This window comes from Amycolatopsis sacchari, assembly GCF_900114035.1.
Classification (GTDB): Bacteria; Actinomycetota; Actinomycetes; order Mycobacteriales; family Pseudonocardiaceae; genus Amycolatopsis_E; species Amycolatopsis_E sacchari.
Genome location: NZ_FORP01000020.1, coordinates 20,154 through 41,244, shown reverse-complemented (window position 1 = coordinate 41,244; position 21,091 = coordinate 20,154). Strand labels below are relative to the sequence as shown.

General features: G+C 72.2%; 23 protein-coding genes. 7 read left to right on the top strand and 16 right to left on the bottom strand.

Going from position 1 to position 21,091, the window contains the following annotated elements:
• Positions 1 to 94: 94 nt before the first annotated feature.
• Both BMZ92_RS37555 and BMZ92_RS26995 read right to left on the bottom strand, forming a co-directional pair.
• Complete coding sequence (locus BMZ92_RS37555) at positions 95 to 1,261, bottom strand: DUF6923 family protein (protein WP_091513084.1); 1,167 nt, start codon at positions 1,259 to 1,261, stop codon at positions 95 to 97.
• 3 nt (positions 1,262 to 1,264) lie between these two features.
• Positions 1,265 to 2,029 carry a bestrophin-like domain gene (locus BMZ92_RS26995; protein WP_091513082.1) on the bottom strand — a complete coding sequence of 255 codons (765 nt, stop codon included), beginning with the start codon at positions 2,027 to 2,029 and terminating at the stop codon, positions 1,265 to 1,267.
• Between the two features lie 624 nt (positions 2,030 to 2,653).
• Here BMZ92_RS26995 and BMZ92_RS26990 point away from each other — a divergent pair.
• The 5 genes from BMZ92_RS26990 to BMZ92_RS26970 all read left to right on the top strand — a co-directional run bounded on the left by BMZ92_RS26990 (position 2,654) and on the right by BMZ92_RS26970 (position 8,410).
• Entirely contained in the window at positions 2,654 to 4,063 is a 1,410-nt protein-coding gene (locus tag BMZ92_RS26990; protein ID WP_245783271.1) for a family 2B encapsulin nanocompartment shell protein, read from the top strand.
• A 6-nt stretch (positions 4,064 to 4,069) separates the two neighbouring features.
• Positions 4,070 to 5,464, top strand: a complete 1,395-nt coding sequence (locus BMZ92_RS26985; RefSeq protein WP_425425862.1) for a family 2B encapsulin nanocompartment shell protein — start codon at positions 4,070 to 4,072, stop codon at positions 5,462 to 5,464.
• A complete protein-coding gene (locus BMZ92_RS26980; protein WP_091513079.1) occupies positions 5,461 to 6,483 on the top strand; it encodes a polyprenyl synthetase family protein in 1,023 nt (340 codons plus the stop codon). Before BMZ92_RS26985 ends, BMZ92_RS26980 begins: the two co-directional genes overlap by 4 nt.
• A gap of 353 nt (positions 6,484 to 6,836) precedes the next feature.
• Entirely contained in the window at positions 6,837 to 7,748 is a 912-nt protein-coding gene (gene ispH / locus BMZ92_RS26975; protein WP_425425864.1) for a 4-hydroxy-3-methylbut-2-enyl diphosphate reductase, read from the top strand.
• Between the two features lie 41 nt (positions 7,749 to 7,789).
• Positions 7,790 to 8,410: a pyridoxamine 5'-phosphate oxidase family protein gene (locus tag BMZ92_RS26970; RefSeq protein WP_091513076.1), complete on the top strand. Its 621-nt coding sequence runs from the start codon at positions 7,790 to 7,792 to the stop codon at positions 8,408 to 8,410.
• A 737-nt stretch (positions 8,411 to 9,147) separates the two neighbouring features.
• On the opposite strand, the gene BMZ92_RS37550 is transcribed toward BMZ92_RS26970, so the two are convergent.
• The 8 genes from BMZ92_RS37550 to BMZ92_RS26935 form a co-directional block, all read right to left on the bottom strand.
• Positions 9,148 to 9,318, bottom strand: a complete 171-nt coding sequence (locus BMZ92_RS37550) for a hypothetical protein (RefSeq protein WP_177228886.1) — start codon at positions 9,316 to 9,318, stop codon at positions 9,148 to 9,150.
• Positions 9,318 to 9,659 carry a DUF3140 domain-containing protein gene (locus BMZ92_RS26965; RefSeq protein WP_091513073.1) on the bottom strand — a complete coding sequence of 114 codons (342 nt, stop codon included), beginning with the start codon at positions 9,657 to 9,659 and terminating at the stop codon, positions 9,318 to 9,320. The genes BMZ92_RS37550 and BMZ92_RS26965 overlap by 1 nt, the downstream gene beginning before the upstream one ends.
• A gap of 2 nt (positions 9,660 to 9,661) precedes the next feature.
• A complete protein-coding gene (locus BMZ92_RS26960) occupies positions 9,662 to 9,877 on the bottom strand; it encodes a DUF3618 domain-containing protein (RefSeq protein ID WP_091513071.1) in 216 nt (71 codons plus the stop codon).
• A complete protein-coding gene (locus tag BMZ92_RS26955) occupies positions 9,864 to 10,295 on the bottom strand; it encodes a phage holin family protein (RefSeq protein ID WP_091513069.1) in 432 nt (143 codons plus the stop codon). Before BMZ92_RS26955 ends, BMZ92_RS26960 begins: the two co-directional genes overlap by 14 nt.
• Positions 10,296 to 10,348: 53 nt before the next feature.
• Positions 10,349 to 12,112 (bottom strand): aa3-type cytochrome oxidase subunit I, encoded by a 1,764-nt coding sequence (ctaD, locus tag BMZ92_RS26950; protein WP_091513066.1) that lies wholly within the window; start codon positions 12,110 to 12,112, stop codon positions 10,349 to 10,351.
• Positions 12,113 to 12,183: 71 nt separating this feature from the next.
• Positions 12,184 to 12,897, bottom strand: coding sequence for a metallophosphoesterase family protein (locus tag BMZ92_RS26945; protein ID WP_218153561.1), 714 nt, complete (start codon positions 12,895 to 12,897; stop codon positions 12,184 to 12,186).
• A complete protein-coding gene (locus BMZ92_RS26940; RefSeq protein WP_091513063.1) occupies positions 12,894 to 13,154 on the bottom strand; it encodes a BON domain-containing protein in 261 nt (86 codons plus the stop codon). The genes BMZ92_RS26945 and BMZ92_RS26940 overlap by 4 nt, the downstream gene beginning before the upstream one ends.
• Positions 13,151 to 13,738, bottom strand: coding sequence for a nucleotidyltransferase family protein (locus tag BMZ92_RS26935; RefSeq protein ID WP_091513060.1), 588 nt, complete (start codon positions 13,736 to 13,738; stop codon positions 13,151 to 13,153). The genes BMZ92_RS26940 and BMZ92_RS26935 overlap by 4 nt, the downstream gene beginning before the upstream one ends.
• 128 nt (positions 13,739 to 13,866) lie before the next feature.
• On the opposite strand from BMZ92_RS26935, the gene BMZ92_RS26930 reads away from it, so the two are divergent.
• Together BMZ92_RS26930 and BMZ92_RS26925 are read left to right on the top strand one after the other, a co-directional pair.
• Positions 13,867 to 14,235 (top strand): ATP-binding protein, encoded by a 369-nt coding sequence (locus BMZ92_RS26930; RefSeq protein WP_091513057.1) that lies wholly within the window; start codon positions 13,867 to 13,869, stop codon positions 14,233 to 14,235.
• 205 nt (positions 14,236 to 14,440) lie between these two features.
• The gene (locus tag BMZ92_RS26925; protein WP_091513054.1) at positions 14,441 to 14,818 is read left to right on the top strand and encodes an anti-sigma factor antagonist; all 378 of its coding nucleotides are present in this window, start codon (positions 14,441 to 14,443) and stop codon (positions 14,816 to 14,818) included.
• Here the strand turns inward: BMZ92_RS26925 and BMZ92_RS26920 are convergent.
• The 6 genes from BMZ92_RS26920 to BMZ92_RS26895 are packed head-to-tail and all read right to left on the bottom strand — an operon-like array spanning position 14,775 to position 20,771.
• A complete protein-coding gene (locus BMZ92_RS26920) occupies positions 14,775 to 15,707 on the bottom strand; it encodes a glycosyltransferase family 9 protein (RefSeq protein ID WP_091513271.1) in 933 nt (310 codons plus the stop codon). The genes BMZ92_RS26925 and BMZ92_RS26920 overlap by 44 nt on opposite strands.
• Positions 15,708 to 15,736: 29 nt before the next feature.
• Positions 15,737 to 16,423, bottom strand: coding sequence for an SDR family oxidoreductase (locus BMZ92_RS26915; protein ID WP_091513052.1), 687 nt, complete (start codon positions 16,421 to 16,423; stop codon positions 15,737 to 15,739).
• Positions 16,416 to 17,783 (bottom strand): D-glycero-beta-D-manno-heptose 1-phosphate adenylyltransferase, encoded by a 1,368-nt coding sequence (gene rfaE2 / locus BMZ92_RS26910; RefSeq protein WP_091513048.1) that lies wholly within the window; start codon positions 17,781 to 17,783, stop codon positions 16,416 to 16,418. The genes BMZ92_RS26915 and rfaE2 overlap by 8 nt, the downstream gene beginning before the upstream one ends.
• Positions 17,780 to 18,343 carry a D-sedoheptulose-7-phosphate isomerase gene (locus tag BMZ92_RS26905; RefSeq protein WP_177228885.1) on the bottom strand — a complete coding sequence of 188 codons (564 nt, stop codon included), beginning with the start codon at positions 18,341 to 18,343 and terminating at the stop codon, positions 17,780 to 17,782. Before BMZ92_RS26905 ends, rfaE2 begins: the two co-directional genes overlap by 4 nt.
• Positions 18,340 to 19,350, bottom strand: a complete 1,011-nt coding sequence (locus tag BMZ92_RS26900) for a glycosyltransferase family 9 protein (protein WP_245783268.1) — start codon at positions 19,348 to 19,350, stop codon at positions 18,340 to 18,342. The genes BMZ92_RS26905 and BMZ92_RS26900 overlap by 4 nt, the downstream gene beginning before the upstream one ends.
• Positions 19,344 to 20,771 (bottom strand): HAD-IIIA family hydrolase, encoded by a 1,428-nt coding sequence (locus BMZ92_RS26895; protein WP_342743522.1) that lies wholly within the window; start codon positions 20,769 to 20,771, stop codon positions 19,344 to 19,346. The genes BMZ92_RS26900 and BMZ92_RS26895 overlap by 7 nt, the downstream gene beginning before the upstream one ends.
• Positions 20,772 to 21,091: the final 320 nt, after the last annotated feature.

Sequence of the window (21,091 nt, the reverse complement as noted above, 5' to 3'; positions counted from 1 at the left end):
GTGCGCAACGTGGTGGACGACGTGCGTGTGGACGAGCGTTCCGTTCAGGACTTCGGGCTGCCTTCGGGTCTCGCCCTCCGGCGCACGTTCCGCGTCAGCGCGCGATGCGCCGCGCCACGATGCTGCCGCCCAGGATGAGGATCAGGGCGGTCAGCGCCCAGTCGCGTTTCACCTTCGTCGCGGCGAGGGGGTCGGGGGCCGCGTCCGGGGTCTTCTTCGGTGGCGGGGGCGGATGACGCGGCGGCGGGGGCGCCGGCCGGACGATCGGCACCGGTGACGGCGCCGGGGTCACCGAAGGCGCCGGAGGCGGCGGGGGGTGTGACACGACCGCAGCCGGTCGCGGCGGGACCGGGTGCGGGGGTGGCGTGACCACCGGCGGAGGTGGGGGCTTCACCACGGGTGGCGGAGGCGGCGTGACCACCGGCGGCGGTGGTGGCGGAGGCGGCGTAACCACAGGCGGAGGCGGTGGAGGCGGAGCGGGGGGCGCTGGGAGCGCCGCCAGGCAACCCGCCGCATCACTGCCCTCCAGCGCCGTGCCCGTCGCCAGCAGGGTCACCGACGTCACGGTCCGCCCCGACAGCACGACCCGGTACTCCCGGCTCCGGCCCAGCACGTTGTTCGCCGTCACGTAGAGGCTGCCGTCGGACGCACGCACGACCGAGCCGTACGCGCTCGCCCGTGGCAGTCGCGTGCCCGGCAGCTCCCGGATCACGCCGCTGCCCGGGTCGATGCTCACCACGGCGCCCTCGGCCGCGACGCCGTACAGATCGCCGTCCGGCCCCGCCACGAAGTCGTCCACGTCCGCCGCCAGCGTGGCCGGCGACAGCACCACCCGTGACCGCGCCGACAACTTCCCCGGCTTGATGTCCACAAGCGACAGTACGGCCCCGCGCTTCACGTACCACACGTCACCGGAGATCGTGCCCGCCGTCGCGCCGTCGAGCGCCAGCCCCGCGGGCTCGCCCAGGTCCGACGTCCGCCCCCGGCGGTCGACCGTCACCACGCGGCCGTCCCGCGTCACGCCGAACGCGAGGTCCCGGGACCGCAGGTAGCCGAGCGCGTTGAGCCGGTAGGGAACCGGCCCCAGCCGGGTCGTCGCCACCGCCGGGTACTCGCTTCTGTCCACAGTGGATGGTCTCCCGAAGTCGCGCACCCGCAGCGCGACGCAGCTCGCGCCCGCCGCCGCCACACCGGGCGCGGCACTCGTCATCGCCAGCAGCGCGGTCACCGCGACGGCGTGGGAAATCCGCCTGGCCGACATGGGTCAGCGCAGCCGGGCGATCGCCTGGGCGAACGCGTCCGAGCCCACCTTCGCCCCACCCGCGAACGGGTTCTGCATCTGGTAGATGGCGTACAACAGCAGCGTCGTGGTCGCGGCGAGCGTGGACACGATGATCACGTGCGTGAGCAGTTTCGTGCCGCCGAAGAGGTTGGGCAGCAGCACGAAGATCACGCTGCCGACCGCGAGCACGAACCACAGCACGAGACCCACGTCGTTGTCCCGCACCGCGTTGAGCCGGGCCTGCCGCTGCTCGTAGACGTCCGTCAGGTCGCTCGCCGCGTCGGTCTTCTCGTTGACGAGCCAGTCGTCGTCCGGCAGCTCGGTGTTGTCGAGCGACTCCCGCATCCGCTTGACCAGCGACCAGCCCTCCGGCCCCGGTTCGAGCCCCTGCTGCAGGCGCGGCCACTCCTGCGCCACCACCGTCTGGGCGTACTGGCGGGCCAGCGCGGGCACCTCCGAGTGCGCCGGCTCCGGCAGGGACTCCGCCCGCCAGGCGGCCGACACCAGTGCCTGCGTCTCCTGGTAGGAACCGTCGCGCACGGTGCCGGCGGCGTCGAACAGCGAGATCAGCACGAACGCGACCACGACCGCGTGCAGGCCGCCGACGATCGTGAACGCCTGCCCGGCGGCGTCGTTGTTGTCCGGCCGCCCCTCGTCCAGCCCGTAGCGGCGGACGAGGTAGGCGATGACCGCCCCGGCCACGACCGCCCCCGCCACCCACAGCAGACCGGTCACGTAGACGTTCATGCGGGTTTTCCGTTCGCGCCGGGGACGATTTTCACCGGCCTCACGCTAATTCTCCGCAGAACCGCCGACAAGGCCGGTCAATTCCTTTCATTCGGCAGCGCGGCCCCACTTCGGATAAACCCCCGCACGGAGCAGGAGAAACGTCTCGAACACGTTTTTCCCGATGGTCAGCGACCCGGCCGATGACCCGCACCGGCGGCCCGGCTGGGCCGACCGGGTCACCCCGGTCACCAGCCGTGACGACACCGCCCCTGACCTGCGGCGGCGCCGAAAACCCCAGTAGATCAACAAAAATCGGCTCGCACTGGGCGGATCAGGCGAACGGTGACGCCGCCGCGACCGCACCCGGCCCCTCGTCCGGCCCAGCCGGAAACCCGCTGCCCCACCTCCGCTCACCTGGTCGGCCGCGGCCCGCCACCTCCTTCAGGTGAGGCTTTTTCCCGGCCCGTCACCCACGGTTCTTGACGAGCCAATTGTCCGGCGGGCACACTGTCGAGTGACTGTACGGTCCGGATAGCCGGTGCTAACGTCGTTCTCGCCCGCCGAATTGGGCCTTTTCCGATATCCGGACGCTGCCGCGGAAATCGCGGGACGGCGTATGAGCATCGATAGGTGGTATTTCTCGTGACCGTTACCGAATCGGCCGAGGCACGCGCCGAGGACAACGAACGGCGGCAGAGCCTGAGCACCGCGGCGGCGCGGCAGCTCGCGACCACGACGAAGTCCGTCCCGCAGATGCAGTCCATCACGTCGCGGTGGCTGCTGCGCGTCCTGCCGTGGGTCCAGGCCGACGGCGGCACGTACCGGGTCAACCGCCGGCTCACCTACACCGTCGGCGACGGCCGGGTCACGTTCGTCAGCACCGGCACCGACGTCAGCGTGATCCCGGCGGAGCTGGCCGAGCTGCCGCTGCTGCGGGGGTTCGACGACGAGACCGTGCTCCGCGCGCTGGCCGACCGGTTCGTGCAGCAGACCTACGAAGCCGGCGACGTGATCGTCGAGTTCGGCTCCCCCTCCGACCAGGCCTTCCTCATCGCCCACGGCAAGGTGTGCAAGATCGGGCCGGGGCAGTACGGGAACGAGACCACGCTCGGCGTGCTCGCGAACGGCGACCACTTCGGCGACAAGACGCTCGCCGATCCCGAGGACATCTGGGAGTACACGGTCAAGGCCCTCACGTCGTGCACCGTCCTGATGCTGCCGCAGCAGGCCTTCGACGAGGTCTACGAGTCCTCCGAGGCGCTGCAGCGGCAGGTGGCGGACTTCCGGGCGGGCCGTCTCGCGCCGCAGAACGACTACGGTGAGGCCGCGATCGACCTCGCGTCGGGGCACGACGGCGAGCCGGACCTGCCCGGCACCTTCGTGGACTACGAGCTTTCGCCGCGCGAGTACGAGCTGAGCGTCGCGCAGACCGTGCTGCGCGTCCACTCGCGCGTCGCCGACCTCTACAACAAGCCGATGAACCAGGTCGAGCAGCAGCTGCGGCTGACCATCGAGGCGCTGCGCGAGCGGCAGGAGCACGAGCTGATCAACAACCTGGACTTCGGGCTGCTCAACAACGCCGCGGTCGAGCAGCGCATCCACACCCGCTCCGGCCCGCCGACGCCGGACGACCTCGACGACCTGCTGGCGACGGTGTGGAAGGAACCGACGGTGTTCCTCGCCCACCCGCGCACGATCGCCGCGTTCGGCAGGGAGTGCTCGGCGCGCGGCGTCTATCCCTCCAATGTGGACTTCTTCGGGCAGCAGGTGCCCGCCTGGCGCGGGGTGCCGATCCTGCCGTGCAACAAGATCGGCGTGTCCGACACCAGGACCAGCTCGATCCTGCTGCTGCGGGCCGGGGAGAAGAACCAGGGCGTGGTCGGCCTGCACCAGACCGGCCTGCCGGACGAGTTCGAGCCCGGGCTTTCGGTGCGGTTCATGGGCATCAACGACAAGGCGATCATCTCCTACCTCGTCACGGCGTACTACTCCGCGGCGGTGCTGGTGCCCGATGCCCTGGGCATCCTGGAGAACGTCGAGATCGGCCGCTAGGACGGGTTGGTCCCGGTGACGACGACAGTGGAGGCGCGGGCCAGGCTGAGCCTGAGCACGACCGCGGCACGACGGCTGGCGACGACGACGAAGTCCGAACCGCAGATGCGGGCGATCAGCTCGCGGTGGCTGCTGCGCATGCTGCCGTGGGTGTCCACCGACGCGGGCACGTACCGGGTGAACCGGCGGCTGAGCCACCTGACGGGCGAGGGGCGGGTGGCGTACCACGGCACGGCGGACGACGTCCGGATCGTGCCCGAGAGCCTCACCGAGCTGCCGCTCCTGCGGGGGTTCGCCGATCCCGTGGTGCTGGCGGCGGTGGCCCGGCTGTTCGAGCAGCGCACCTACCGGCCCGGTGAGCTGCTCGCCGAGGCGGGACAGCCCGTCGACGCCGGGTTCGTCGTCGCCTCGGGGAAGGTCGCCGCGGTCGGGTCCGGCCGGTACGGCGATCCCGTGTCGCTCGGGGTGCTCGCCGACGGCCAGTACCTCGGGCGGCAGCTGCTCGCCGCGTCCCCGGGCACGTGGCCGCACTCTGCGAAAGCGCTTACAGCGGTGACGGCACTGGTGTTGCGTCACGAGGATTTCCTGCGGTTGCTGGAAAGCTCGGATCCACTTCGGTCGCATGTGGACGATTTGCGGCAGGCCGCCTCGCGCCCACAGAACAAGCTGGGCGAGGCGGACATTGCCATCGCGTCAGGCCACAGCGGCGAGCCCGTGCTGCCCGGCAGCTTCGTGGACTACGAGCTTTCGCCGCGCGAGTACGAGCTGAGCGTCGCGCAGACCGTGGTGCGGGTGCACACCCGCGTGGCCGACCTGTTCAACAAGCCGATGAACCAGGTCGAACAGCAGCTGCGGCTCACCGTGGAAGCCCTGCGGGAGCGCCAGGAACAGCAGCTGATCACCAACCCGGACTTCGGGTTGCTGCACAACGTCGACTTCCGGCAGCGGGTGCAGACGAACAGCGGCCCGCCCACCCCCGACGACCTCGACGAGCTGTTGTCGCGGCGCCGGAAGACCGCGTTCTTCCTCGCCCACCCGCGTGCCATCGCCGCGTTCGGCCGGGAGTGCAGCAAACGCGGGATCACGCCGCGGCAGACGGAAGTGGAAGGGCACCGCGTGACGGAGTGGCGCGGGGTGCCGCTCCTGCCCAGCGACAAGATCCCCGTCTCGGCGGCGAACACGACGTCGATACTCGCGATGCGGACCGGGGAGAAGAGCCAGGGGGTGATCGGGCTGCACCAGCCCGGGCTGCCCGACGAGCTCGAACCCGGCCTCAACGCGCGGTTCATGGGCGTGGACGACAAAGCGATTCTGTCCTATTTGGTCAGTGTGTACTACTCGGTGGCGGTACTGGTGCCCGACGCGCTGGGCCTGCTGGAGAACGTGGAGCTGGGACGATGAAGATCGAACTGCCGACCGAACCGACGGCACTGACGGAGACCAGGACCGCACGGGAGATCCTCGGCTGGGCGAGAGAGCTGGTCGAACCGGAGCTGCGCGCGGCGGCCGCCGGGCTGCCGCCGTCGATGCGGGCACCCGTGTGGCACCACTTCGGCTGGGACGACGACGGCGGCAGCGGCAAGGCGGTCCGGCCCGCGCTCGTCCTGCTCGCCGCGCAGGCCGTGGGCGGCACGGTGCGGCCCGCCCTGCCCGCCGCGGTCGCCGTCGAGCTGGTGCACAACTTCTCCCTGGTGCACGACGACGTGATGGACTCCGACGAGACCCGGCGGCACCGCCCCACCGTCTGGAAGGTGTTCGGCAGCGACCAGGCGATCCTCGCCGGGGACGCGCTGCTCGCGCTCTCCGCCCAGCTGCTGGCGGGCCATCCGGACCAGTTGCGCGTGCTCATGAGCGCGGTGCTCGACCTCGTCGAGGGCCAGAGCGCGGACCTGGAGTTCGAGCGGCGCGAGTTCGTCGGTGCCGAGGAGTGCCGTCAGATGGCCGCGGGCAAGACGGGGGCGCTGCTGGGCTGCGCGTGCGCGCTCGGCGCACTGGCGGGCGGCGGCACCCCGGACCAGATCCGGCAGCTCGGCCGCTTCGGCGAGGAGGCCGGGCTGGCGTTCCAGTTCGCCGACGACCTGCTCGGCATCTGGGGCGAACCGGCCGTGACGGGCAAGCCGGTGTTCTCGGATCTGCGCAACCGCAAGAAATCCCTGCCCGTCGTGGCCGCGCTGGCGTCGGGCACGCCCGAGGGCCGTGCACTGGCGGAGCTGTACCGGTCGCCGGACGGGCTGTCCCCCGACGAGCTCGCGCACGCGGCGGACCTCGTCGAGCGCGCGGGTGGCCGCGCGTGGAGCGAAGCCCAGTCCGAGATCCTGCTCGGCCGCGCGCTGGCCCACCTCCGCGCCGCCACCCCCCGAGACCGCCCCCACGCCGAGCTGGCCGCGCTGGCCCAGCTCCTCGCCCGCCGCGATTCCTAGGAGAGCCATGTCCTTCACCGCAGCCCAGAGCATCCTCGCCGCGAACGATCCCGGCCGGTCGGCGCCGGGGAGCGTGCTGGTCGCCGACGACCTCCTGTGGCCCAGCAGGCCCGCCGTGCCGTGCCCCGCGGCGGTGCTGCTGGAGGGCGAGCTGCGCCGGCGCGGGGTGCGGGCACCTGCACGCGGGTACCGCCGACCGGGGTGCGGTGGCGCTGCGGACGGTGTTCCCGGTGGCGGGCGGGGAGGCGGGGCTCGGCCTGGCCCTGCCGAACCCGCCGTCGCCGGAGCTGACCGCGGCGGTCTGCGCGGCGGGTGCCGCGTGGCTCGCGGCGGCGGGGCGGGCGCGGAAGGTCCTGCTCGCCTCGCCGCGTTCCTTCTGCGCGGGGGTGGAACGCGCGATCGAGGTCGTCGAACGGCTGCTCGACCAGCGCGGCGGGCCGGTCTACGTGCGCAAGCAGATCGTCCACAATCGACATGTCGTCGCCGGTTTGGAGGCGCGGGGCGCGGTTTTCGTCGACGAGCTGTCGCAGGTGCCGAGGGAGGCGACGGTGGTGTTCTCCGCGCACGGTGTCTCCCCCGCCGTGCGGGCCGAGGCGAAACGCCGGCGGCTGGCGGTGGTCGACGCGACGTGCCCGCTGGTGACGAAGGTGCACGCGGAGGCGCAGCGGTTCGCGGCGCGCGGCGACACGGTGCTGTTGATCGGGCACGCCGGGCACGAGGAGGTGGAGGGCACGCTGGGCGAAGCGCCGGCGCGGACGGTGCTCGTGCAGTCGGTCGAGGACGCGCGGCGCGTGCGGGTGCCCGATCCGTCCCGCGTGTCGTACCTGACGCAGACCACGTTGCGCGTGGAGGAGACGGCGGAGGTGGTCGCGGTGTTGCGGGACCGGTTCCCGAAGCTGCGCGGCCCGGCGACCGACGACATCTGCTACGCCACCACCAACCGCCAGGACGCGCTCCGCTCGGTCGCGGCGGACGCGGACGTGCTGCTCGTGGTGGGTTCGGCGAACTCGTCGAACTCGGTGCGGCTCGTGGAGCTGGCCCGGCGGCAGGGCACGCCGGCGCACCTGATCGACGACGCCCACGACATCCGGCCGTCCTGGCTCGCGGAGGCGAACGTCATCGGCCTGACGGCGGGTGCCTCGGCGCCGCCCCGGCTGGTGGAGGAGGTGATCGCCGCACTGGGCGGGCTCGGCCCGCTCACCGTCGAGGAACGGGAAACCACGCACGAAACCACGCATTTCACGCTGCCGTTGGCGGTGCGTTAATCAGTCCCGCAGTTGACCATGGTGCCGCTAGGGTCGGCGCCATGGACGTGGAAGAGCTGACCTCGGAGGAAGAACTGCGTGAGCTGCTCGGCGAGCCGGCGGCCGCCGCGCTGCGGAAGGAGCGCCCGGCGCTGCACGAGTTCGACCGGCAGTGGCTGGCGAGTTCGCCGTTCTGCCTCATCGCCACCTCGGGCCCCGACGGCTCGTGCGACGTCTCCCCGAAGGGCGATCCGCCCGGGTTCACGCTCGTGCTCGACGACATCACGATCGCCCTCCCGGAACGGCCGGGCAACAAACGGGCGGACGGGTTCCGCAACATCCTCGCGAACCCGCACGTCGGGCTCATCTACTTCGTGCCGGGCCGCGGCGACACGCTCCGGATCAACGGGCGGGCCCGGCTGGTCCGCAAGGCGCCGTTCTTCGACGACATGGTCGTGAAGGGGCACCGGCCGGTGCTGGCGCTGGTGGTGGAGATCGAGGAGATCTTCCACCACTGCGCGAAGGCCTTCATGCGCTCCAAGCTGTGGCGGCCGGAGACGTGGCAGCCGGAGTCGGTGCCACCCCGGCCCGTGATCGCCCGGACGCTCGAGCGCCCGGAGGACTCGCTGGAGGAGCTGGAGCGCTACTACGGCCCGGAGTACGCCGCGAAGCTCTACGGCTGAGGGGTTTGCCCGCTGGGCTGGGGGTTGGGGGCGGGGCTGGGGCTGGGTGCCTGCCGCGGGGGCTGGGGCTGGGGCGCCGGAGGTGCCGGGCGCCTGGGCCGGGACCGGGGGCCGGGGCCGGGGGGCGGAGGCCTGGCGCCTAGGCCGCCTCCCGCCGGGGCGGGCGCCGGGGCCGGTGTGCCTGCCGCCAGGGCTGGGTGCGCCAGCCGTTGGGGACTGGTGCCTGGACCCGGGTCGGGGTGCCGGGGCTGGGGCCTAAGCCGCCTCTCGCCAGGCGGAATGCCTCCTGCCGCCGGGGTCGCCTCCAGCCGGGGCGGGCGCCGGGACTGCGGTGCCTGCCGTCGGGGCCTGGCGCCTGGACCTGTGCCGGGACCGGGGTGCCAGGGCCGGGGGTGCTCAGGCCGGAGCCTGGGCCGCCTCCCGCCGGGGCGGGCGCCGGGGCCGGGGTGCCTGCCGTTGGGCCTGGTGCCTGGACCTGGGCCGGGGTGCCGGGGCTGGGGCCTGGGCCGCTTCTCGCCAGGGCCGGAACGCCTCCTCCCGCCGGGGCCGAGGGCCCCTGCCGCCGGGGCGGTGGCGATCGCGCCCAGCCCGGCCGGTACCGGAGGCGCTGCCCCTGGAGCGGTTTCCCGGTAACTCCCGCCGAGGCCCCTGCCTCGCGGCCAGAGGACGGCAGCACTACCCCGACGACTGCCCGCCCACTCCAGCGACAATCGCGCGGCGAAGGCCACCGCCCGGCGCTACCCCTGAGACGCCCCAGCAGGCGGCACCTCGGGATCATCATCCGCAGGGGGTTCCGGATCGCGCCATTCTTCGGCGCGGCTGGGGCCGTTGCCTTGCAGCATGCCCCGCAGCTCGGCCTTCAGCGCGTCGTCCTCGCGGGGGCCGTTCTTGTCGCTGCCGCGCTCCATCAGCGCGCTCCCTTCAGCGGGTCGTGCCCCAGCGACATCAGGCGGTGCCGCCAGTTCTCCTGTCCCGCGGTCGGTTCCAGGTCGTCCCGCCGTTCGGCGTGGATCCGGTCGACGACCTTCCGCATCACGCGCTCGTCGTCATCCGTGAGGTCCACCCGGCGCTTCTGCAGGATGTCCAGCACGTGCCTGCCGGTCTGGGTCCCCGCCTGGTCCGGCAGCTCCTCGGCGTCCGGCTCGGCGGACCGCACCCGCAGCCACTCGCTCAGTTCCCGCGACGACATGTTGACGACGCGGTGGAACTCGTCCCACAGCTCCTGGTCGACCTCGACGTGGTGGACCATGCTCACCTCCTGCTGACGAGCTTCTTGATCAACAGCACCAGCAGCACCGCCGCGCCGACCGCCGCACCGGTGGTGAGCGCGGCACGCTGCGTCGTGTGCGCGGTCTCCTTGACCTTTTCGGCCAGCGCCTCGGCGGTCTCACCCAGCTCCTGCCGGGTCAGCTCGGCGTCCAGGCGCGCCTGTTCCGCGTTGCGCGGGAAGGTGTCAGGCTCGGGCATTGCCGTGCCCCCTCTGCTTCACGATCTCGACGTCCTTCTGCACACCCGCCGCGGCCTCCTCGGGGATCGGCGGCACCGCGGCCTTCAGCTGCTTCGTGCCCACGAGCGCGGCGATCCCGGCGATGGCGAGCAGCGCGACGCCGATGATCACCGCTGCGGCCCAGCCCGGCAGGACGAGCGCGAGCCCGAGCACGGCCGCCGCGATCAGCACCGCCGCGCCGAAGAACGCCGTGACCCCGGCGACGCCGGTGAGCCCGGCGCCGAGGCCGGCGTGCCTGCCCTTCTGCTTCAGCTCCTCGGTGGCCAGACGCAGCTCGTCCCGCACGAGACGGCGCATCTGCTCGGACAGGTCCTGGATCAGCTGCGCGATCGAGCGGTCCTCGACCGCCGTCGACCCGCGACCGGCTGTGTCACTCATCGTCGTCTCCTCCAAGTCGCCTCTGGCGACCGGCTACCCGGGGACGACGAGCACTAATCGTGAGGAGTGCTGGCCTGAGACGCCTTTTCCGAAGGCGTTTCCTGCGCCTCCGAATGCGGCACCGTCTTGCCCGTGAGCGTGATGTGCCCCTCTTCGTGCAGGCGGTCGATCATGTGCGGGTAGTGCAGCTCGAAAGCAGGCCGCTCGGAGCGGATCCTCGGCAGCTCAAGGAAGTTGTGCCGCGGCGGCGGGCACGTCGTGGCCCACTCCAGCGAGTTGCCGAAGCCCCAGGGATCGTCCACTTCGACCGGATCACCGAAACGGTAGCTGCGGACCACGTTGTAGATGAACGGCAGCATCGACGCGCCGAGGATGAACGCGCCGATCGTCGAAATGGTGTTCAGCACCGTGAAACCGTCCGAAGGCAGGTAGTCCGCGTACCGCCGCGGCATGCCCTCGTCACCGAGCCAGTGCTGCACGAGGAACGTCGTGTGGAACCCGATGAACGTGGTCCAGAAATGCAGTTTCGCCAGCGGTTCGTTGAGCATCCGGCCGGTCATCTTCGGGAACCAGAAGTACACCCCGGCGAACGTCGCGAACACGATCGTGCCGAACAGCACGTAGTGGAAGTGCGCCACCACGAAGTAACTGTCGTGGATGTGGAAGTCCAGCGGCGGCGACGCGAGGATGATCCCGGTCAGCCCGCCGAGCAGGAACGTGACGAGGAACCCGACCGACCACAGCATCGGGCTTTCGAACGAGATCCGGCCCTTCCACATCGTGCCGATCCAGTTGAAGAACTTGATGCCCGTCGGCACCGCGATGAGGAACGTCATGAACGAGAAGAACGGCAGCAGCACCGCGCCGGTGGCGAACATGTGGTGCGCCCACACCGCGAACGAAAGCGCGGTGATGCCGATCGTCGCGAACACCATCAGCCGGTACCCGAACAACGGTTTCCTGCTGAACACGGGGATGATCTCGGTGACGATCCCGAAATAGGGCAGCGCGATGATGTAGACCTCGGGGTGGCCGAAGAACCAGAACAGGTGCTGCCACAGTATCGCCCCGCCGTTCGCCGGGTCGAGCGCGTGCGCGCCGATCAGCCGGTCGGCCAGCAGCGCGAACAGCGCCGCCGTGAGGATCGGGAACACCGCGAGCACCAGGATCGACGTGAACAGGATGTTCCAGGTGAAAATGGGCATCCGCCACATCGTCATCCCGGGACACCGCAGGCACACGATCGTCGTGACCATGTTGACCGCGCCGAGGATCGTGCCGAGACCGGACACGATCAGGCCCGCCGCCCACATGTTGCCACCGATACCCGGCGAATGCGTGAAGTCCGAAAGCGGGGTGTACGCCGTCCAACCGAAATCGGCCGCGCCTCCCGGCGTGGCGAACGACGACAACACGATCAGCCCGCCGAACAGGAACAGCCAGTAGGAGAACGCGTTCAGGCGCGGGAACGCCACGTCGGGAGAACCGATCTGCAACGGCAGGATCAGGTTGGCGAACGCGAACACGTTCGGCGTCGCGTACAGCAGCAGCATGATCGTGCCGTGCATGGTGAACAGCTGGTTGTACTGCTCGTTGGACAGGAACTGCAGGCCCGGCCTGGCCAGTTCACCGCGCATGAGCAGGGCGAGCGACCCGCCGACGACGAAGAAGCCCAGCGAGGTGAACAGGTACATCATCCCGATCTTCTTGTGATCGGTGGTGCGCATGAGGTCGAGCAGCATGCGGCCCCGCCGGTGCCGCGCCGGCAGCTCGTACCTGTTCCCCAGGACGATGGGCCGGGCCCGCAATTCCGTCATCCGAAATCCTCGCCTTCGTCGCACTCGCTGCCGACCGGGCTTACCCACTGTCCTCCGGACTCAAAAGTGAATCAAGACCCCAGTCCGTAGGTGGCGAACGCGCTGCGGATGACCGGCTGGGCGACGTTGCGGACCCGGACCCCGCCGGGGGTCACGCCCTGCTCGCAGCCGAAGTGCGCGTGCCCGTGGACCGCCAGGTCCACACCGCACTCGTCGATCACCTCGCCCAGCTGGTAACAGCCGAGGAAGGGGTAGATCTCGGGCGGTTCACCCCGCAGCGTTTCGGGGATCGGCGAATAGTGCGTCAAAGCGATCTTCACGTCCGTGTCGAGACTGCGCAGCGCTTCCCGCAACCGCTCGGACCGCTCGATCGTGTGACACACGAAGGCCTTCATCTCGCGTTCGCCGAAATTGCTCGCGCATTTCCCGGCGAATCCGCCGCCGAATCCCTTGACCCCCGCGATGCCGAGGCGCTGGTCCCCGACGTCGATCGTCACCGCGTCCCCTTCGAGCACCCGGATGCCGTGGTCCTCCAGCAGCTTGGCGATGTCGTCGGCGGCGTCGCCGTGGTGGTCGTGGTTGCCGAGCACCGCGACGACGGGCACCGGCAGGTCGGCGAACTCCTCGGCGGCCACGCGCGCCTCGTCGAGCGCGCCGTGCCGGGTCAGGTCCCCCGCGAGCAGCAGCACGTCGGCGTGCCCGCCCAGCTTGTCCAGCGCGGGACGCAGCTGCCCCCGCGCGTCCTCACCGAGGTGCACGTCCCCGACGGCAGCGATCCGGATCACCGCAGCTCCTCCCGTCGTGCCGGTTCGCGGGTGTCGGACACCCGCACGTCGTTGTGCAGCTCCACGTCGGGGACCACCTCGGCGAGCACCTGTTCGAGCTCGGCGCGCCGCTGCTCGGTGGCGACCTCGCCGGAGAGGTGCACGTGGTCCCCGCGCACGTTGACCCGCACGCCCAGTTCGGCCGTGCGCGGGTCCTCGGCCAGCGCACGCCGCACGTGCGCGACCCGGTACTGCGGGCTCTGTTCGGGCTCGGTCATGATGCCGTCCTCTCGGCCTCGGCTGTGTCCGCCGTGTCGGCTGTGTCGGCTATGGAAAGCGCTTCCAGCAGGGTCAGGAACGAGCGGGCGTACGGCGACTCGGCGGTTTCCGCGGCGACCCGGTCCCAGTCGACCTGTTCCCGCAGGTCACGGGCGATCGTCAGGAGCGGGGTGAAGTCGCAGCGGTGCGCGTCGAGCACCAGCAGCTTGTCCACCATGAGGTCGGTGCCGGTGACCACCTTCGCGAGCGCGGGGCCGACCCGCATCCGCTCGGCCCTGTCCAGCACGTCGTCGAGCTGGGGGCGGTAGTTGGGCCGGAAGATGAGGTCGACCAGCACGTCGCCGTCGTAGACCTTGGTGAGCCAGTCCTCCGGCGGCTCCTCGGGGCGCATGCCCGCGTCGACGAGCGCCCGCTGCGCCGCCCGCACGTCCGCCTCGCGGACGAACACGTCGACGTCGTGGTCCGAGGAGGGGCCGCCGCGGGCGTAGACCGCGCACCCCCCGGCCACCGCGAAGTCGATGTCCGCCGCGGCCAGGGTGTTCACCACCTTCGTCAGCGTGTGGAGCAGGCTCTTCTCGTCCATTCCGCTGGGCTACCCGGCCCTGACCACGGGAAAACTCGGTCCACTTTGGACTCGGGGGGTCCGGGTTTCCGGCTCCGGCGGCGAGGGTAAACCCCGTCCGTGACGAGGAGTATGGGGTGAGAAGTCCGATGCGAAGCCGTGCGGAGATCACGCTCGGAAGAAGCCCGGAGGCACCACGCAGAGCCCGCCGGTTCGTCGACGGGGTGTGCCTCGACTGGCGCATCACCTCGGTCACCCCGGACGCGGAGACCGTCGCGAGCGAGCTGGTGGAGAACACCCTCCGGCACACCGGGTCCACCCCGCTGCTGACACTGGAGCTCGACCGCGGCGAGCTGACCGTGGCGGTCACCGACGACAGCCCCGAGCGGGCCTTCGTGCGGGCCGGCGGGGCGCAGGGCGGCTTCGGGCTGAGGATGGTCGAGCAGGCGGCCAAGGACTGGGGCTGCACGCCCTCGGAGCGCGGCGGGAAGACCGTCTGGGCGACGCTCGTCGCGTAAGATCTTTCACGAATTACCGCGTGTAGCAGGGGCTTTACCCGACTCAGCGCCTTGCGGGCCCGCCATCGGAGTCCGTACGGTCGAGGGTGAGCGGTTGAAGACGCAGCCGCGCCGGGAGAGCGTTCCGCATCCGCCCGGCGGCCCCCATGACTGCCCTGTGGATGTGCGGGCTCTTCCCCAACCCTCGACAAGATCGGAAGACGCCGTGCACACACTGAACGACGTCCGGATCGAGGCGGAACTCCGCCAGGATGGCATCCTGCTGGCCCGCACGGCCGGTGAGCTGGACGCACTGGGCGCCCCCGTCCTGCGCGACTACCTCGACACCGGGCTCGGCACCTCGGACTTCGTCCTCGACCTCGAGGACGTCACCTTCCTCGGCTCGTCCGGGCTGCAGGTCCTGCTCGACACCGACGCCGCCACCACGCGGCGGGGCCAGCGCTGGGCGGTGGTCGGCAGCCACCGCGCCGTGACCCGTCCGATCGAGCTCACCGGGCTGGCCGGCCTGCTGCCCCTCCGCCCCGACGTGCCCGCCGCGATCAGCTGGCTGACGCTGCCGCGGCCCGCGGCCGCCGCGCACTGACCGTCCGGTCCGGACACGCCGCGAGCACGTCCGCGGGCGTGATCCGCAGCAGCCCGGGGTCCGGTTCGTCCGCGAACGGGTCGGCGAAGCTGCCCCGCCACAGCACGGCGTGCCGGCCCCCGGTGCCGGGCGGCGGTCCCCACTGAGCAGGGGTGACCGGGCCGAACAGCAGGACCGAAGGCGTGCCGTAGGCCGTGGCGAGGTGCCCGGCCCCGGTGTCGCCGCAGATGACGAGCGAGGCTCCGGCGACGAGCGCCGCGAACTCCAGCACGCTCGTCCGCCCGGCCAGCACCGCCTCCTCCCCCAGTCCGGCTCCCGTCGCCACCGCACGCGCCAGCTCCGCCTCACCGGCGCTGCCGGTCACGACGACCTGCCGCCCCTCCGCCGCGAGTGCGCGGGCGACGGCGGCGAAGCGGTCCGCGGGCCAGCGCCGCGAGCCGTAGGCCGCCCCGGGGTGCACGACGACCGCGCCGGGAGCCGGGCTCACGACGTCCGGTTTCGCGATCGCCAGGTCGTACCGGTCGGCGCGGATGCCGTGGTAGCCCAGCAGTTCGCACCACCGTTCGGCCTCGTGCACGTCCCGCCGCCAGGCGGGCCCGGCGAGCGTGGGGTGCACGGGATGCGCGTGCGTCAGCAGCCGCGCCGGACGCGTGGTGAGCAGGTCGTCGATGCTCTGCGGGCCGCTGCCGTGCAGGTTGACGGCCACCTCCGGCGGCGGGCCCGGCCAGCGCAGGTCGCCGAGCCCGGTCGTGGGCAGCACGTCGTCCACGGCGCCGGTGAGCGCGGCGAGTGGGCGCAGGCCCGCGGGCGCGGCGAGGGTGAGGCGCGCCCGCGGGAAGGCCCGGCGCAGCCCGCGCAGCGCGGGCACGGACACGAGCAGGTCGCCCATGCCCAGTGCCCGCAGCACCAGCACGTCCGTCACGGCCAGGAGCCCTCTTCGGAGGCGGCGACGACCAGTTCCCTGACCTCGCACCCGGCGGGCTGGGACAACGCGAACAGCACGGCCTTCGCCACGTTCTCCGGGTGGTTGAGCTTCGCGTCCGCGGGCGGCTTGTACTGCTCGTCGCGGTTGTCGAAGAACGCCGTGTGCATCCCGCCGGGGATCAGCAGGGTCACGCCGACCTCGCCCGCGGTCTCCGCGGCGAGCGCCCGCGTGAAGCCGACGACCCCCCACTTCGACGCGCAGTACGCCGTGGCGTCGCTGACGGCCTTGATGCCCAGCGTCGAGGCGACCGTGATCACCTTGCCGTGCGAGCGCTTCAGGTGCGGCAGCGCGGCACGCACGACCGCGGCCGTGCCGAACAGGTTGAGCTGCACGACGCGTTCCCAGTCCGAAGTGGACACCGAGTCGAGCTTGCCGGGCGTGTCGATCCCGGCCGCGGTGAACACCGCGTCCAGCCCGCCCGCCGTTTCGGCGATCTCGTGCACGGCACGCTCGGTGGCGGCGGTGTCGGTCAGGTCCACCGGCACGTACGGCACGTCGGCGGCGGGCGGCTTGAGGTCGAGCACGAGCGGCTGCCCGCCCGCCTGCGCGACCGCCTCGACGGTCGCGGCGCCCAGTCCTGACGCGCCACCGGTGATCAGCACCTTGCCGGGGTTACCCATGGGAGACTCCCTCCAGAAGTCGGGTCGTCGAATAGCCGTCGACGAACGGAACCAGCACGATCTCGCCGCCGTGCGCACGCACGACCTCCGCCTCGGGCAGCTCGGTGCCCGCGTAGTCGCCGCCCTTCACCCACACGTCCGGCCGGATCTTCTCCAGCAGCGCGGCGGGTGAGGACTCGTCGAACACCGCGACCGCGTCGACGGACTCCAGCGCGGCGAGCACCCGCACCCGGTCGGCCGCGGGCACGACGGGCCGCGTCGGGCCCTTGAGCCGGCGCACGGAGGCGTCGGAGTTCACGCACACGATGAGCGCGTCACCCAGCGAACGGGCGTGCCGCAGCAACGACACGTGCCCGGGGTGCAGCAGGTCGAAGCAGCCGCCCGTGGCCACCAGCCGCCCGCCCCGGCGCCGGACGCGCTCGGCGAACTCCAGCGCGTCGCTCACCGGCTCGGGCTCGGTCTCGTCGACGGGCTGGGACACGGCGGTCGCGGCCCCCGCGGCGACGAACCGCGCGGCGGACTCGACGGCCGTCGCGACGGCGTCGGCCAGCGGCGCGCCCTCGAACAGGGCGGCGGTGGCGGCACTGGCGAACCGGTCGCCCGCGCCGCACGTGTCGGGCCGCAGGCTCGCGGCGACCTTCGCGGAGTTCGGGATCGGCACGCGGCGCACGCCGTCGCCCGAGGCGAGCACGGCACCCTTCGAGCCGAGCGTGACGGCGACCGCGTGCGCGTTCCACTTGTCGCGCAAGGCTTTCGCCAGCTCGTCCGGGTCGGCGTCCGCACCGGAGAACTTGACGGCCTCGCTGTCGTTGGGCGTCACGAGCCGGGCGCCCGGCACGGGCGCGCCGCCGCGCGGGTGCGGGTCCCACACCACCGGCACGCGCGTGGCCGCCTCGGCCAGCAGCTCCCGGATCTGCGGGTGGTCGGCCACACCACGGCCGTAGTCGGCGACCAGGACCGCGCCGGCGCCCCGCAGCACCGAAACCGTGCGGTCGTCGAGCGCGCGCCGGGAGGCGCGGCCGCCACCGCGGTCGAGCCGGGCGACCGACTGCTGGGCCGCGCGGATGCGGGTCTTGCACGGGGTTTCACCGTCGAGCGGCTGCGTGCACAGCTCGACCTCGCCCTCCAGCAGGGAGGCGAGCCGGGCGCCGCTCTCGTCGGCGCCGATCGCGGTGATGAGCACGACCTCGGCTGCTGAGCGGGCGGCGAGCAGCGCCGCGAGCCCGGCACCGCCAGGACGCTGCCACTCGCGCCCGACGTCGACCACGGGCACCGGCGCTTCCGGGCACAGGCGTTCGGAGGTGCCCTCGACGTCGATGTCGAGCAGCGCGTCGCCGACCACCACCAGCGGCCCGCTCACGAGGGCACTCCCAGCGCGTCGTCGAGCGCCGCGCACAGCCCGTGCACGACTGCCAGGTGCGCCTCCTGCACGGTGCCCGTGCGCTCGGCGTCGATGGTGATCGCGTCGTCGCACAGCGAGGCGAGGTCGTTCGGCGCGGGGCCGGTGAGCGCCCACGTCGTCATGCCGATCTCGTGCGCCGCCTTCACCGCGAGGATCACGTTCTGGCTGCGGCCGCTGGTGGACAGCGCCACCAGCACGTCACGGGGACGGCCGTGCGCCCGCACCTGCCGGGCGAACACCTCGTGCTCGCCGTAGTCGTTGACGATCGCGGTCGTCGCCGACGTGTCGCCGTGCAGCGCGATGGCGGACAACGGCTGCCGGTCGTTGACGAACCGGCCCACCAGCTCGCCGGTCAGATGCTGGGCCTCCGCCGCGCTACCGCCGTTGCCGCACGCCAGCAGCCTGCCGCCGCGTGCGAAGACGTCGGCGAGATGTCGGCCCCAGGCCTCGATCCTCGGCGCGTCCGCGCTCAGCCTCAGCATGGCGTCGGACAACGCTCCGAACCGCTCTTCGATCACGCTGCACCTCCTAGTTTCTCGACGGCCTGGCAGACGTCCTCGGGCGTCACGCCGGCCAGGCACGGGTGCCCGGGTACCGGGCAGACGCGCGCACGGGTGTCCCGGCACGGCGCGTCCTGGTCCCCGAGCAGCACGACGGGCACCCCGTACGGCGCCCACCGCTCCGCTGGCACCACGGGGGCGAACAGCGACACCACGGGGGTGCCGACGGCCGCCGCGAGGTGCGCGGGTCCGGTGTTGGGGGCGACGAGCGCCCTGGCCCCGGCCAGGACCGCCGCCAGTTCGGCGAAGGTGGTCGCCCCGGTGAGGTCCACCGCGGTGTCCCCGGCAACCCGGGCGGTCAGCGCCGCCTCCCCGCGGCCGCCGGTGACGACGACCCGGTAACCGCTTTCCGCCAGCAACCGCACGGCTTCGGCGTTGTGCTCCGCGGGCCACTGCCGCGCGGGCACCGAGGCCGCCGGGTGCACCACCACGTAGCCGGGTTCGCCGACCAGGTGGGAGACGTCGGGCAGCGGGCGCCGGACGGCGAGCCTGCCGTCGTCGCCGGGCGGCAGCTCGAAACCGGCCGCCCGCGCCAGGGAAAGCGCTCTCTCGGGTTCAGGCGGATCGCCGTCCACACGGTGGCGCAGGTCCAGCAGGGCCCCCGGGTAGTCCTCGCTGATGGCTCCGATCCACGGCACCCCGCACTCGCGCAACAGCAGCGCGAGCGGCAGCGCGGACTGGTGGAACGACGTGAAGATCAACGCCTTGTCGAAGTTCCCGGCACGCACGCGGTCGCGCAGCTCGTCCAGGTGCTCGCGCGTGATCGCGGGCGGTTCGGGGTCGATCCAGGGTGCGCACCACGTGACGACCTCGTCGACGCCGGGCAGCACCTCGGCGGCGGCGCGGCCGTGCGGTCCGGCGAGCATCGTCACCGAGTCCGCACCCGCCGCGACGGCCCGCACGGCAGGCCCCGTGATCAGCACGTCACCCGCGTTGTCCAGGCGTGCCACCAAAACCTTCACCACGACCGCTCCCCCATCGCCAGCCCGACCGCTTCCACGAGGTCCCGCGCCACGTGTGGCGCCGACCGGACCTCCTCCTCCCGCGTGCGCGAGGTCGGCACGAGGATGCCGGTCGCCCCGGCCGCCCGCGCGGCCTCGACGTCGGCACCGATGTCCCCGATCACCACGCAGTCCCGCGGCCGGACGCCCAGCGCCCGCGCGGCCTGCCGGACCAGGCCGGGCTTCGGCTTGCGGCAGGCGCAGCCGTCGGCCTCGCCGTGCACGCACACCTGCCACGTGCCGAACGGCCCGAGCAGTTCCTCGACCCTGGCGTTGACCTCGGCGAGCTGGCCGGGCGTGATGAGCCCGCGCGCGATCCCGGACTGGTTGCTGACGATGCCGACCGGCACGCCGGCTTCGCGCAGCCGCCGCAGCACCTGCTCGGCGCCGGGCATCGGCCGCACGAGCTTCGGGTCGTTGAGGTAGGGCTCGTTGACGATGATCGTGTCGTCGCGGTCGAACAGGATCGCCCGCGGTGTCCGTGGCTTCTCCCGCAGTGCGGAGATTTCGCCGTAGAGCCGGGAAAACACGGCGGCGGGCGGGATCAGCGCACTGGTGACCGCGATCCGCGCCACCTCCGCGCGGGAGCGCGGGCCGGGCAGGATGCGGCGCAGCGCGGAGTCGACGGTCAGTCCCAGCCAGGCCGCGCCGGCGGCCGCCGCTCCCTGCGGTTTGCGGGCCACCGCCAGCCCCGCGGCCGCGAATCCCGCGGCCGTGGCGAGGAGGTGCCTGCCCAGCGGAGCGGCCGGCGTGCTGTGCTTCCGGCGCAGCAGCGCGGCGTCGGCGTGGGCGCGTTGTTCCAGGACACTGGCGAAGAAGCCGCGCTGCCGCGAAGGGCGCAGCGCCAGCCGCGCGCCGTGCTCGACGTCGAACCCCGCACGCCGCAGCCGCTCGACGAAATCCGCTCCCGGGGCGGAAAGCCGGTCGTCGAACCCGCCCAGCGCGGCGAGAACCTCGTGACGGCAAGCGAAATCGGCCAGGCTCCAGCCGTGGGCTTGTTCGGCGTCGCGGCGCTCGTCCTCGGTGGGGCGGCGGCCGCCGGTGGCGGGCGGGACGACGAGGTGTCCCCGCGAGGCGGCCACCCGCGCCGGCAGCGCTGTGAGGTCGACGGTGAGGCGTTCGCGCCAGTCGGCGGGCAGCCGCACGTCCTCGTCGAGGAAGACGACCCATTCAGTGTTCGCGGCCCGCCAGCCGTCGTTGCGCGTCCCGCCGGGCAACACCCGTACCGGCAGGGAAATCTCGGGGGTCTCGGTGGGCGTGCCGACCACGAGCACCTCGGCGGGTGCGGGGCCGGTACCCGAGTCGAGAGAGGCCAGGAGGGCCCGCAACGATGCCCGGCCCGCCGTCGGCACGACGACGGTGTAACCGGCTCCGGTCATCCGCATGGTCACCTCCTTCTCCTCCGACTGCTACCCGGCGCAGCGACTTCTAAACAGCGGCGAGCCCGCACCGGAATCCGGGGAGCGGGGTGGGATGCCTTCACCTGCCGCCATTCCGCACCACGCGGGAAAAATCCGTGCGGTGGATGCGCACGGTCCGGCCTACCAGCCGTGATAGCCCGAAAGAGGACACCCCGGGCGACCAGCGGAAAAACACGCCCGCTATTCGGATCCGCGAATTTTCCGGATTTTCTTCCGGCTCGCCCTGTGTTTATCGGCGCACACGGAGCGTGTCCCCCGGTTGTCCCCTCTCCCACAGCAGCTCT